Source organism: Streptomyces sp. Da 82-17, from assembly GCF_046098215.1.
Lineage (GTDB): Bacteria > Actinomycetota > Actinomycetes > Streptomycetales > Streptomycetaceae > Streptomyces.
In genome coordinates, this window is the sequence record NZ_JBJURH010000005.1 from 221,514 (window position 1) to 233,360 (window position 11,847).

The 11,847-nt window shown below is 74.1% G+C and carries 11 protein-coding genes; 9 read left to right on the top strand and 2 right to left on the bottom strand.

The genetic code is table 11. The features are described from left to right. The first annotated feature begins 35 nt into the window (after positions 1-35). The 4 genes from ACIDOF_RS10795 to ACIDOF_RS10810 all read left to right on the top strand — a co-directional run bounded on the left by ACIDOF_RS10795 (position 36) and on the right by ACIDOF_RS10810 (position 4,985). The gene (locus ACIDOF_RS10795) at positions 36-860 is read left to right on the top strand and encodes a class I SAM-dependent methyltransferase (protein WP_409005558.1); all 825 of its coding nucleotides are present in this window, start codon (positions 36-38) and stop codon (positions 858-860) included. Then, positions 857-2,593 (top strand): CoA transferase, encoded by a 1,737-nt coding sequence (locus ACIDOF_RS10800; RefSeq protein WP_409005559.1) that lies wholly within the window; start codon positions 857-859, stop codon positions 2,591-2,593. The genes ACIDOF_RS10795 and ACIDOF_RS10800 overlap by 4 nt, the downstream gene beginning before the upstream one ends. After that, complete coding sequence (locus tag ACIDOF_RS10805) at positions 2,590-4,173, top strand: class I adenylate-forming enzyme family protein (protein WP_409005560.1); 1,584 nt, start codon at positions 2,590-2,592, stop codon at positions 4,171-4,173. Before ACIDOF_RS10800 ends, ACIDOF_RS10805 begins: the two co-directional genes overlap by 4 nt. 206 nt (positions 4,174-4,379) lie before the next feature. Next, on the top strand, positions 4,380-4,985 hold the full coding sequence (locus ACIDOF_RS10810) for a hypothetical protein (protein ID WP_409005561.1): 606 nt from the start codon (positions 4,380-4,382) through the stop codon (positions 4,983-4,985). A 69-nt stretch (positions 4,986-5,054) separates the two neighbouring features. On the opposite strand, the gene ACIDOF_RS10815 is transcribed toward ACIDOF_RS10810, so the two are convergent. Then, positions 5,055-5,555 carry a spore germination protein GerW family protein gene (locus ACIDOF_RS10815; RefSeq protein WP_409005562.1) on the bottom strand — a complete coding sequence of 167 codons (501 nt, stop codon included), beginning with the start codon at positions 5,553-5,555 and terminating at the stop codon, positions 5,055-5,057. Between the two features lie 286 nt (positions 5,556-5,841). On the opposite strand from ACIDOF_RS10815, the gene ACIDOF_RS10820 reads away from it, so the two are divergent. Next, positions 5,842-6,423 (top strand): TetR/AcrR family transcriptional regulator, encoded by a 582-nt coding sequence (locus tag ACIDOF_RS10820; protein WP_409005563.1) that lies wholly within the window; start codon positions 5,842-5,844, stop codon positions 6,421-6,423. A gap of 234 nt (positions 6,424-6,657) precedes the next feature. On the opposite strand, the gene ACIDOF_RS10825 is transcribed toward ACIDOF_RS10820, so the two are convergent. After that, positions 6,658-7,431, bottom strand: a complete 774-nt coding sequence (locus ACIDOF_RS10825; protein WP_409005564.1) for an IclR family transcriptional regulator — start codon at positions 7,429-7,431, stop codon at positions 6,658-6,660. Positions 7,432-7,495: 64 nt separating this feature from the next. On the opposite strand from ACIDOF_RS10825, the gene ACIDOF_RS10830 reads away from it, so the two are divergent. From ACIDOF_RS10830 to ACIDOF_RS10845, 4 genes are read left to right on the top strand one after another with little or no spacing between them, the layout of a single operon-like run. Continuing rightward, positions 7,496-8,542, top strand: coding sequence for a 2-dehydro-3-deoxygalactonokinase (locus ACIDOF_RS10830; RefSeq protein ID WP_409005565.1), 1,047 nt, complete (start codon positions 7,496-7,498; stop codon positions 8,540-8,542). Next, positions 8,539-9,279, top strand: coding sequence for a 2-dehydro-3-deoxy-6-phosphogalactonate aldolase (locus ACIDOF_RS10835; RefSeq protein WP_409005566.1), 741 nt, complete (start codon positions 8,539-8,541; stop codon positions 9,277-9,279). Before ACIDOF_RS10830 ends, ACIDOF_RS10835 begins: the two co-directional genes overlap by 4 nt. After that, a complete protein-coding gene (dgoD, locus tag ACIDOF_RS10840) occupies positions 9,276-10,424 on the top strand; it encodes a galactonate dehydratase (RefSeq protein ID WP_409005567.1) in 1,149 nt (382 codons plus the stop codon). Before ACIDOF_RS10835 ends, dgoD begins: the two co-directional genes overlap by 4 nt. A 7-nt stretch (positions 10,425-10,431) precedes the next feature. After that, on the top strand, positions 10,432-11,790 hold the full coding sequence (locus ACIDOF_RS10845) for an MFS transporter (RefSeq protein WP_409005568.1): 1,359 nt from the start codon (positions 10,432-10,434) through the stop codon (positions 11,788-11,790). Positions 11,791-11,847: the final 57 nt, after the last annotated feature.

Sequence of the window (11,847 nt, forward strand, 5' to 3'; positions counted from 1 at the left end):
CACCGCCACCGCCACCGCCACCGGGAAAGGACCGTATGCCTCCCCTCCTGGCCGAAGACCCCGGCTCCGGCTGCGTCTTCGACAACGACAGCGTGCACAGCCGCGAACAGCACCGCTGCCTCTCTGCCGCCTACGACGCGGCCACCTGCGCCCGGCTCGCGGAGACCGGAGTCACCCGCGGCTGGCGCTGCCTGGAGGTCGGTGCGGGCAGCGGCAGCATCGCCGGCTGGCTCGCCGACCGCGTCGCACCCGGCGGCTCGGTCCTCGCCACCGACGTCAAACCGCAGCACATCCCGGCCCGGCCCGGCCTGACGTCGCTGCGCCACGACATCGTCCAGGACCCGCTGCCCGAGGGCGAGTTCGACCTGATCTCCGCCCGCCTCGTCCTCCAGCACCTGCCGCAGCGCGCCGCCGTCCTCGACAAGCTCGTACGCGCCCTGAAGCCGGGCGGATGGCTGCAGATCGAGGAGTTCGACACCTCGTACGAGCCGCCGCTGCTCACCCCCGACGACGAGTCCGCGCGGCTCTACCGGGCGTTCCTCGACGCCAAGTGCGCGATGATGCGTGCCCGCGGCGGCGACCCCGAGTGGGGGCGGAAGGCGCCTGCGGCGATGCGCGCGGCGGGCCTCGTCGACATCGACCCGCGCCCCCGGATCGAGCTGCGCACCGCCGAAACCCCGGGCCTGCGGCTGCAGTTGAACCACACCCACAACCTGGAGGACGGGCTGCTGCGCGCCGGGCTGACCAGGGCGCAGCTCGACCGGGTGCGGGAGCTGATGCGCGACCCGTCGTTCCGCGCGGCGTCCAGCGTCTACTACTCGGTGCAGGGCAGGCGCCCGGCGGAGGCGGGGACGCGATGACGACGACCGCCCCTCCTGCCGCTGCCGCCGGTGCGGGCGTCTCCGGCGCCCCGGTCGCCGCCGGTGTCGCCGCCCGGCTCGTCGGCCTGCTCGGCGACCCGGACACGGGCGAGGTGGAGTGCGCCGTCGACTGGGCGGGGCCGCTGCGGCTGCCGTCCGCCGAGCTCGCCGAGGAGCGGGCGGTGCAGGCGGCCTGCGGGGTCATGCACGTGCACGGCCTGGCCGCCGGCCGCCCCGAGCCGCTCGCCGTTGACTTCGCCTCCACGGCCGCCGGGATCCTGGCCGCCCAGGGCGTGACGGCCGCCCTCGTCGCCCGCCGCCGCGGCGGTGCCGTCGGCGGCGTCCGCACCTCGGTCGGCCAGGCCGCGCTGTTCGCCCTGGGCCAGTACCTGGCCGCCGCGACCGCAGGCACACCCGCGTCCTACGAGGCGCAACTCCGGCCGGGCGCACCGGAGTTCGTGTCCGCCGACGGGGTGCGCGTCGAGGTCGAGGCGCTCCGCGCGGAGGAGTGGCTGCGCTTCTGGACGTGCCTGGACGCGCCCCGTACGGCCGTCCGGGACGGCTGGCGGCCGTTCCAGTCCCGGTTCGGCACCGGGGTATGCGCCCTCGACCCGGCGCTCGCGGCGGCCGTGCGCGCCGTCCCGTTCGCGGCGCTCCGCGCGGCGGCGGAGCAGTCGGGCGCGGCGCTCCTGCCGGTGCGCGAGGACCCGTCGGCGCCGGAGCCCGTCGCGCCCTGGACGCTCGCCCCGCTGCCGCCCGCCCCTGCTCCCGCCGCTGGTGACGGCGCCCCGGCCCCGCACCTCCCCCTGGCCGGGCTGCGCGTGGTCGAGTCGACGCGGCGCGTGCAGGGGCCGCTCGCCGGGCGGGTGCTGCAGCTGCTCGGCGCGCGGGTGCTGCGGATCGAACCGCCGGGCGGCGACCCGATGCGCGGCGTGCCGCCCATGGCGGGCGACTGCTCGGCCCGCTTCAGCGCCCTGAACTCCGGCAAGGACGTCGCCGAGATCGACTTCACCACCCCCGCGGGCCGGGACGCCGTACGCGAACTCGCCCGCGACGCCGACGTGTTCCTGCACAACTGGGCCCCCGGCAAGGCCGCCCACCTGGGCCTCGACGCGGCGGACCTGCACCGCGTACGGCCCGGTCTGGTGTACGCGTGGGCGTCCGGCTGGGGCGACGCGCTCGGGCCCCGACCGCCCCTGGGCACCGACTACTTGGTGCAGGCGCACAGCGGGCTGGCCGCCGCGCTGCGCCCCGGGGGCGAGCCGCCGCGTCCGTCGCTGCTGACCGTCACCGACGTCCTCGGCGGCCTGCTCAGCGCCCAGGCCGCGCTGGCGGGGCTGCTGGCCCGGCTGCGTACCGGCCGCGGCCGGTACGTCGTGTCGTCCCTCTACTCGGCGTCCGCGCTGGTGCCCCGCCCGCCGCGGCGCGCCCTGCGGGGCCCGCTGGAGCGGCCGTTGGCCACGCTCGACGGGTATGTGTGGCTCGCCCCCGAGACGCGGGCCGAGCCTCGGCGGGCCGCCCGCGCGCTCGGCGCCGCCGCCGACCCGGCCGCGCTCGCCGACCGCGCCCGACGGCTCACCGGTGCCGAACTCCGGTCCCTCCTCGCCGACTTGGGCACGCCCGCCACCTCCGTGTGCACGGACCTCGCCGCCCTCGCCGCCGACCCGCGCTTCGCCCCCGCACTCCGCCCCGGCGCCCACGCGTCGATCCGACCGCCCTGGGAGTTCGCATGACACCCGCCTGGACCTCCGCCCACGGCATCTCCCTCCGCGACCTCGTGCCGGCCGAGCTGCGTCGCGCCTGGGTCGCCGAGGGCCACTGCCCCGGCCGCGACCTCTACTCCCTCTTCTCCGACCACGTCCACGCCCACCCGACCCGCACGGCCGTCGCCGACCCGTACGGCAGCCTCGACTACGCCGAACTCGACGCCGAGGTACGGCACATCGCCGCCCGCCTCGCCGAACACGGCCTCGGGGAACGGGACATCGTCGCCGTACGCGTCCCCAACGGGCGGCGGGCGGTGGCCGCCGAGCTGGCCGTCGCCGCGATCGGCGCCGTCGCCCTGCCCTACCCGCCGGGGCACGGCAGCCTCGGCCCGGCGAGCCTCCTCGGCCGGTCGCGGGCCCGCGCGATCGTCGCGGAACGCGACTTGGACGTGCCGGGCGCCGAACTCCCGTACCTGGAGGCCGTGTTCAGCTGGGGCCGGGTGACCCGCCCCGGCGCCGTCGACCTGCGTCAGCCGGCCCGGCGGCCGTTCACGCCGCGGCCGGTCGACGCCGAGGCGCCCGCCCGGATCCTGGTGTCGTCCGGCTCGGAGGCCGAGCCGAAGATGGTCGCCTACTCGCACAACGCGATGGGCGGCGGCCGCGCCAACTACGTCCGTGCCCTGTCCTGCGGCGACCCCGGCCCCGTACGCAACCTCGTGCTCGTGCCGCTCGCCTCGTCGTTCGGGTCGCTCGGCACGTCCGTGACGGTGGCCGCGCTCGGCGGCACGCTCATCGTGCAGGACGGCTACGACCCGCGGCAGGCCCTGCGGCTGCTCTCCGCGCACCGGCCCACCCATGTGTACGGCGTGCCGACGATGCTGCGGCGCCTCGCCGAGCTGCCCCCGGAGCCCGACGAGGACCTGTCCGGGCTGCGGGCCGTCGTGTCGAGCTGCGACGCGCTGCCGCCCGCCACGGCCGAGGCCTGCGCCCGCCGCTTCGGCCGCCCCGTGTTCACCGTGTACGGCTCGTCCGACGGCGTGAACTGCCACACCGCGGCCACCGGCTCCGCCCCCGAGGCCGGAACGGGCCTGCCCGACCCGGCCGTTGCCGACATCCGCCTCGTCGAGGCCACCGGCGAGATCTGCGCCCGCGGCCCCATGACTCCGCTCTGTTACGTGGCCGGGCCCGACCTCGACGCCCGGCACCGCACCCCGGACGGCTGGGTCCGCACCGGCGACCGCGGCCGCTTCGACGAGCACGGCAGGCTGCACGTGGTGGGGCGACTCAAGCAGGTCGTGGTGCGCGGCGGCTACACCATCAGCCCCGCCGAGGTGGAGCGGGCGCTCGACACGCACCCGTCGGTCGCCGAGGTGGCCTGTGTCGGCGTACCGGACGACGACCTGGGTGAACGGCTCTGCGCCTGCATCCGGGAGGCGCCCGGCGCCGCGCCGCTCAGCCTGGCCGACGTGACGGGGTTCCTGGAGGCCGAGCGGGGACTGGAGCGGCGCAAGCTGCCGGAACTGCTGCTGCGGGTGGACGAGATGCCGCTCGGCGCCACCGGGAAGATCTGCCGGCCGACGCTCGCCCGCCGGGCCCGCTCCGCCTAGAAGCGCTCTGCCGATCGAGTGGCGATCCGTGGGCCACACGGAGGTTCGGCGGTGACGGTGCGTGAGATCCCGGGGCCCGGCATGCAGACATGAATGAGAACGACCGTTTGGAACTGGCTGATGCGTACGACTCGCTGGTCCCCGGCGATGCGAACGCCTCGGTTTCCCCGCCCGGTCACCACCCCCTTTTCAAGGAGACAGACCACGTGAACATCCGACTCGCCACCGCCGCGGTCGCCGCCGCCGGTGCCGCCCTCCTCACCGTCGCCCCCGCCGCCACCGCGGCAGCCCCCGCTGGTCCCGCGGCTGCCGTCCCGCAGGCGCAGGCCCCGCTGAAGGCCGACCTGAACGTGGCCGTGAAGGGCGCGGAGCTGAAGATCGGAGACAAGGTCCACACGCTCGACCTCACCGGCAAGGCGTCGCTCACCATCGAGGCGCCGACGCCCACGAAGCTGAAGACGAAGGTCACCGGCACGCTCGAGGTCACCGGTGAGGACAGCGAGCTCGGCAAGGTCTCGCTGAAGAGCGAGGCCACCGGCACCGCCGGCTTCAACAGCGCCCTGCAGCCGTTCCCGGCCACCCTGGAGCTGACGGCGACGGCCGACCTGTCCGTCGAGAAGCTGGCGACCGAGGGCCGGATGTTCGCGGCGCCGGAGGAGCTGACGGCGAAGGACCCGGTCCAGCTCGGCGGCACCCTCAACCAGCTCCCGCCGAAGGGTCAGATCCTCGACCTGAAGAACCCGGTGGACCTGGTGGACAGCACCGGCAAGGTCGTCGGCCAGGGCACGAAGTTCCCGGTCAGCGCGGTCTGAGCGGACTCGCCGGACATCGGCGTACGACAGCGGCCCCGGGGTGCACGCCCCGGGGCCGCTGTCGTGTGTTCACGGGCGTCGCCGTGGGCGGCCGCGGAGGCGGGTGAGGCGGTGGGCGATCCTCGGGCCGACGGCGGCGGCGAGCAGGCCGGTCAACGGGACGAGCACGTCCCGCGCCTGCGCCCAGGGGTCGCGTACGGGCTTGTAGGTGGCGTGGCCGTCCCTCAGCTCGATGAAGCCGAGGGGGCGGGCCTCTGCGCCCCCGCCTCCGCCGCCGCCCTCGCCGGTCCTGCCGGCGCCGACCTCGCGGCCCGCGCCGCCCCCGAACCCGTACCCGATCCGCGCGACCGGGATCACGGTGACGCCTTCGGCGGTGACGGGCTCACCGAACACGGCCTCGACACAGGCCCGCCCGCCGAGCTTGTCGGCGAGACGCTCAAGCAGGGCCGCGGAGGCGTCGGTTGCGGGGGTGGCGGGGGTGGCGGCTGTGGTGGTCGCGGGAGCGGGTGGGACGGAGGGGACTGCGGTCGTCGGCGGCGGTTCCGTGGGTGCGGTCTCGGGCTCGGACACGCTGTCACGCTATGCCGGACGGGTCCGCTTCCGCCAGCCTCGCGCTGGAGGAGCACTCGAACTGGGCGTGGTTCCGGGGGCGTTGAGGGGGTTCGGGGGCACCGGGCCCGGCGACGCGCCTGGCCACCGCCCGCGGTCGGCGTCCGCTGGGGCATCGGGCCGTCATGGGGATGCGCCCGGACCAGGCCCACCCGCGCGCCGGGCGGGCCGGACAAGGGCCGCTCCTTCTTCTAGCGGCGCTAGAGCCGCTGTCGTCACCTTCGGCTAGCGGCGCTAGAATCCGGGCATGTCCGTCACCCGGAACCGCCGCGAGCGGGAACGTGCCGAGCGCCACCGTCTGATCCTCTCCGTGGCGCGCGAGTTGGCCGAGGCCGAGGGCTGGGAGGCGGTGACGACGCGGCGCCTCGCCGAGCGGGTCGAGTACAGCCAGCCGGTGCTGTACAGCCACTTCGAGAACAAGGACGCGATCGTCGCGGCCGTCGCCCTGGAGGGGTTCGCCGAGCTGGCCGAGCTGCTGCGCCGCGCCCGAACTGGGGCACGGGGACCGAAGCGGAACCGTGGGCTGCGGGCCGTGTGCCGGGCCTACCTGCGGTTCGCCGCCGAGCGTCCGGCGCTCTACCAGGCGATGTTCGTGCTGCCCACGCGCCTGAAGTTCGCCGACGAGGACACGCCCGCGCCGCTGCGGAACGGCTTCGAGGAGTTCGTGAAGGCGCTGCCGGAGGACACGGCCGACCCGGAGGGCGTGGCCGAGCTCGTGTGGGCGGCCCTGCACGGCATCTCCGCCCTGTCGGCCACGGGCCGCATCCCCCGGCGCGCCGACCGCGCCCGCCTCGACCTCCTCGTCGAGAGCTTCGCGCCGAGCGAGTAGCTGAGGGCCTGCACCTGTAGGCGTACCGGTCGCCCTGCTGGTGGTTCGGGTGTGGGCGAAACTGCCGCCAGGCAGCCGGACAGGCGTGCGCGTCGCCAACGGCATCTGCACGAGGGGAACGTCCTCCCGGGGCAGACCGTCAAGGGCAAGATGCCGACCGCCCTGGACGCCGCTGGCGTGAAGATCGACATCACGAACTTCGACTGCACCAGGGGCTGTTGGGTCGAGGCGCCGTCACGGCTCCCGGTACCCCAAGGACTCCGAGATGCGTTGGGCTGCCTTCGTCATGACCGTCGTCAGGCCTCGCATGCGGGCCGTCGGCATGTACGGGCGGGTGGCGGAGACGCTGATGGCGCCGGTGATCGTGGCTGTGGCGTCCCGGATGGGGGCGGCGACGCAGCGGATGCCGGGCTCGTTGTCCTCCAGGTCCTTGGCGACGCCGGCCTGCGCGTACTCCCGCATGCGGGTCAGGAACGCGTCCAGGTCCTGGGCGTGGGCCCGGTCCGCCTCGACGGGGGCCTCGGCCTGATAGAGAGGGGCCCACTCGGGTTCGGAGTCGAGGAGCAGGGCCATGCCGACGCCGGTGCGGGTGAGCGGCATGCGGTGGCCGATGCGGGAGCGCATCTCGGCGCCGCGTGTGCCGGGGAGTTTGTCGAGGTAGAGGACGGAGTCGCCGTCGCGCACGGCGAGGTGCACCGTGTCGTGCAGTTGCGCGGAGAGTTCCTCCAGGACGGGGCGGGCGACCACCGGCAGCGGGTTGCCGTGCAGGGCCTGGAAGCCGAGTTCGATGAGTGTCGGCCCGAGCGTGTACCCGTCCCGGCCGCCTCTCAAGTACCCCTCGGCGATGAGGAGTTGGGCGAGGCGGTGGGCCGTGCTGCGGCCGAGGCCGGTGCGCTCGACCACCGTACGGAGGTCCTGCGCGCCGTCCGCGACCGCGCGGATGACCGCGAGTCCTCGGGCGAGTGTCTGGGTGCCGGGCGCGGCTGTGGGCGCCGGAGTGTCAGCCATGACCCCATCCTACATATAGGGACGGCGTTCGCATTATTGGGATGGGTCTCTCAGAGTGACGGCCATGACGGACACCGAACCGGGCCTGGTCGCGCTCGACTGGGGCACCACCGGCCGGCGCGCCTGGCTGCTCGACGCCGCCGGCCGCGTGCTCGAATCCCGCAGGTCGGGGCAGGGGTTGCTGGCCACGACGGAGGGCATCGACGCCCACGACCCGGCCGCGCGGGCCGCCGCGTACGAGGGCGCGCTGCGGGAGGCGTGCGGCGACTGGCTCGCCGCGTACCCGCACGTCCCCGTGATCGCCTGCGGGATGGTCGGCAGCGCACAGGGCTGGGCCGACAGCGGCTACCGCACCGTGCCTGCGCCGGTCGACTCCACCGCGCTCGTACGCGTGGAGCACCGCACCGGCGTGCTGCATCTCGTACCGGGACTGCGGATCGCCTCGGACGGCGCGCGGCCCGGCGATGTGATGCGGGGCGAGGAGACTCAACTCGTCGGGGTTCTGGCTGAGTTGGGGGACGAGAACGGTGCCGCCCCGCTCACCGTCGTACTGCCGGGGACGCACAGCAAGTGGGTGCGGATCGACGGCGACCGGCGCGTGACGGGGTTCACCACCGCGATGTCCGGCGAGCTGTACGGCCTCCTCACCCGGCACGGCATCCTCGCCCGCACCGCCGGGCCCGCCGGGGCCGCCGTACGGGACGACGCCGCCTTCGCGCGGGGCCTCGCCGCCGGGCGGTCGCGCGGGCTCGCGGCCGAGCTGTTCGGCGCGCGCCCGCTGGTGCTCGACGGGCTGCTCGACGCCGTCTCGCTGCCCGACTACGTCTCGGGCGTGCTGATCGCCGACGAGGTGGCGCATCTGCTGCCGGACGCGCTCCCCGACACGACGCCCGCCTCCGCGCCCGAAGTCGTGCTGTGCGGCGCCCCCGACCTGTGCCGCCGCTACGCCGAGGCGCTCGCCGGGCACGGCGTGCGGACCACGGTGCTCGGCGAGGAGGTCACCGCCAGGGGGCTGTGGCGGATCGCGGACCGGGCTGGCCTCCTCGGCCGCCGAGAGGACGACGTACGGGACGTGCGTGTCGTACGCAGGGAAGGGACATCAGGACGATGACAGGGCTGATCGCGATTCTGCGCGGCGTCGAGCCCGCCGAGGTCGTGGACGTGGGCCGGGCGCTCGCCGAGGCCGGGGTCACCACGATCGAGGTGCCGCTCAACTCCCCCGACCCGTTCACGAGCGTACGGCTGCTCGCCGACGCGCTGGGCGAGCGGTGTGTGATCGGCGCGGGCACGGTGCTGAGCGTGGACGACGTCGCGCGGGCGCGGGCCGCCGGGGCGCGGATGGTCGTCGCGCCGAACTGCGACCGTCAGGTGATCGCCGCGGCGGTCGGGGCGGGCCTCACTCCGTACCCGGGGGTGGCCACGCCCAGCGAGGCGTTCGCCGCGATCGGCGCGGGCGCGCGGCGGTTGAAGGTGTTCCCGGCGGACTCGGTCGGCATCGCCGGGGTCAGGGCGTGGCAGGCGGTACTGCCGCCGGACGTCGGCCTCGTGCCGGTCGGCGGCGTCGACGGGACGAACCTCGCCGCGTGGGCCGCGGCCGGGGTGGCGGGGGTGGGGCTCGGCTCCGGCCTGTACCGGCCGGGCGACCCGGCCGAGGAGGTCGGCGCGCGGGCCCGGGAGCTCCGGCGCATCTGGCGGGAGGCCGTCGGCCGGGACGCGGACGGCGCCGCCGCACACACGAAAGACACAGGCCCGAGGGACACGGGCCTGGGAGAGCCGGGAGAGCCGGGAGAGCCGGGAGAGCCGGGAGAGCCGGGAGAGCCGGGAGAGCCGGGAGTGAGGAACGCATGAGAATCACGTCAGTGACGACGTATCAGGTGCCGCCGCGCTGGTGTTTCCTGAAGATCGAGACGGACGAGGGCGTCACCGGGTGGGGCGAGCCGGTCCTGGAGGGCCGGGCGGCGTCCGTGGCCGCCACGGTCGAGGAGCTCTCGGACTACCTGGTCGGGCAGGACCCGTCGCGGATCGAGGACCTGTGGACGGTGCTGTACCGGGGCGGGTTCTACCGCGGTGGCGGCCTGCACATGAGCGCGCTTGCCGGCATCGACCAGGCCCTGTGGGACATCAAGGGCAAGGCGCTCGGCGTACCGGTGCACGAGCTGCTCGGCGGCCGGGTGCGGGACCGGATCAAGGTGTACTCGTGGATCGGCGGCGACCGCCCCGCTCAGACGGCGCAGGCCGCGCGTGACGTGGTGGAGCGCGGGTTCAGCGCGGTGAAGATGAACGGCACGGAGGAGCTACAGTACCTCGATACCTGGGACAAGGTGGACCGGTGCGTCGCCAACGTGGCCGCCGTACGCGAGGCGGTGGGCCCGGACGTGGGGATCGGCGTCGACTTCCACGGCCGGGTGCACAAGCCGATGGCGAAGGTGCTCCTTCGCGAACTGGAGCCGTACCGGCTGATGTTCGTCGAGGAGCCGGTGCTGTCCGAGCACGTGGACGGCTTCGCGGACGTGCTGCGGAACTCGCCGATCCCGATCGCGCTCGGTGAACGCCTGTACTCCCGCTGGGACTTCAAGCAGGTGCTCGCCTCCGGCGCCGTGGACATCGTGCAGCCCGACCCGTCGCACTGCGGCGGCATCACCGAGGCCCGGAAGATCGCGCACATGGCCGAGGCGTACGACGTGGGCCTGGCGCTGCACTGCCCGCTGGGGCCGGTCGCGCTCGCGGCCTGTCTGCAGATCGACGCGGGCTGCTACAACGCGACGATCCAGGAGCAGAGCCTCGGCATCCACTACAACACCAGCAACGACCTGCTCGACTACCTGGTGGACCCCGCGGTGTTCACGTACCGGGACGGTCAGGTGGCCATTCCGGACGGGCCGGGGCTCGGCATCGAGGTGAACGAGGAGTACGTGGCCGAGCGTGCCGCGGAAGGGCATCGCTGGCGCAACCCGGTGTGGCGGCACGCCGACGGCTCCGTCGCGGAGTGGTGAGCCGACGATGACGCAACCCGTACAGACGACGAAGGCCGGCCCCGGCGTGGGCGCGCGGGCCTCCCGCTTCCGTGTCCTGATCGCGGTGATGCTGTTCGTCACCGTCGTCATCAACTATCTGGACCGCTCCAACCTGTCGATCGCGCTGCCCGAGATCGCCCGCGAGCTCGACCTGACGACGGCTCAACAGGGCCTGCTGCTCTCGGCGTTCGGCTGGACGTACGCCGCGTTGCAGGTACCCGGCGGGTGGCTGGTGGACCGGGTGCCGCCGCGGGTGCTCTACCCGGTGTGCCTGACCCTGTGGTCCCTGGCGACGCTGTTCATGGGCGTCATCGGCGGGTTCGTGGCGCTGATCGTGCTGCGTCTCCTTGTCGGCGTGTTCGAGGCGCCCGCGTACCCGATCAACAGCAAGATCGCGACGGTGTGGTTCCCGGAGCGGGAGCGGGCGACCGCCATCGGCTTCTACACGTCGGGCCAGTTCATCGGGCTCGCCCTGCTCACGCCGGTGCTTTCGTGGCTGCAGGCCCTGGTGTCCTGGCACTGGGTGTTCATCGCGACGGGCCTGGTCGGCGTCCTGTGGGCGGCGGTCTGGTACGCGGGGTTCCGGGAGCCGCGGGACTCGCGGGCCAACGCCGCGGAGGTCGAACTCATCCGCGCCGGCGGCGGGTTGGTGGACGCGACGCGGGAGCGGCCGCAGCGGGCCCGGATCACCCGCTCCGACCTGGCGACCGTGCTCGGGCGGCGGAAGCTGTGGGGCATCTACCTCGGCCAGTTCTGTCTGACGTCGACGCTGTGGTTCTTCCTGACGTGGTTCCCGACGTATCTGGTCGACTACCGCGGCATGGACTACATCAAGTCCGGGTTCCTGGCCTCGCTGCCGTTCGTCGCCGCCCTGGTCGGCGTGCTCGCCTCGGGCGTGCTGTCGGACTTCCTGGTGCGGCGCGGGGTCTCGCTCGGTGCGGCGCGCAAGGGGCCGGTCATCGCGGGCCTGCTGCTGTCCACGGTGATGGTCGGGGCGGGCTTCACGGACTCGACGGCGGTGGTCATCGTGATCCTGTCCGTGGCGTTCTTCGGCAACGGCCTGGCGTCGATCACGTGGTCCCTGGTGTCGGCGATGGCCCCGCAGCGGCTGCTCGGCCTGACCGGCGGGATGTTCAACTTCATCGGCAACCTGTCGTCGATCGCCACCCCGATCGTCATCGGCATGATCATCACGGACGACAGCTTCGCCCCGGGCTTCGCGTACATGACGGTGGTCACCGTGGTGGGCATCCTGTCGTACGTGTTCCTCGTGGGCCGGGTCGAACGGGTCGCGGAACAGGACGGCCCGCAGCCGGCCGACCCCACCCCTGAAACTGATCGGTGATTCAGTAAGCAGCCCTGTTGACGCCGCCGCCACCGCCTCCAGATACTGACTGAACAT

What these genes read in the sequence shown, in the direction of transcription:
- ACIDOF_RS10795 (WP_409005558.1), top strand. Translation starts at nt 36, where the DNA reads ATGCCTCCCCTCCTGGCCGAAGACCCCGGCTCCGGCTGCGTCTTCGAC.
- ACIDOF_RS10800 (WP_409005559.1), top strand. Translation starts at nt 857, where the DNA reads ATGACGACGACCGCCCCTCCTGCCGCTGCCGCCGGTGCGGGCGTCTCC.
- ACIDOF_RS10805 (WP_409005560.1), top strand. Translation starts at nt 2,590, where the DNA reads ATGACACCCGCCTGGACCTCCGCCCACGGCATCTCCCTCCGCGACCTC.
- ACIDOF_RS10820 (WP_409005563.1), top strand. Translation starts at nt 5,842, where the DNA reads ATGTCCGTCACCCGGAACCGCCGCGAGCGGGAACGTGCCGAGCGCCAC.
- ACIDOF_RS10825 (WP_409005564.1), bottom strand. Translation starts at nt 7,431, where the DNA reads ATGGCTGACACTCCGGCGCCCACAGCCGCGCCCGGCACCCAGACACTC.
- ACIDOF_RS10830 (WP_409005565.1), top strand. Translation starts at nt 7,496, where the DNA reads ATGACGGACACCGAACCGGGCCTGGTCGCGCTCGACTGGGGCACCACC.
- ACIDOF_RS10835 (WP_409005566.1), top strand. Translation starts at nt 8,539, where the DNA reads ATGACAGGGCTGATCGCGATTCTGCGCGGCGTCGAGCCCGCCGAGGTC.
- dgoD (WP_409005567.1), top strand. Translation starts at nt 9,276, where the DNA reads ATGAGAATCACGTCAGTGACGACGTATCAGGTGCCGCCGCGCTGGTGT.
- ACIDOF_RS10845 (WP_409005568.1), top strand. Translation starts at nt 10,432, where the DNA reads ATGACGCAACCCGTACAGACGACGAAGGCCGGCCCCGGCGTGGGCGCG.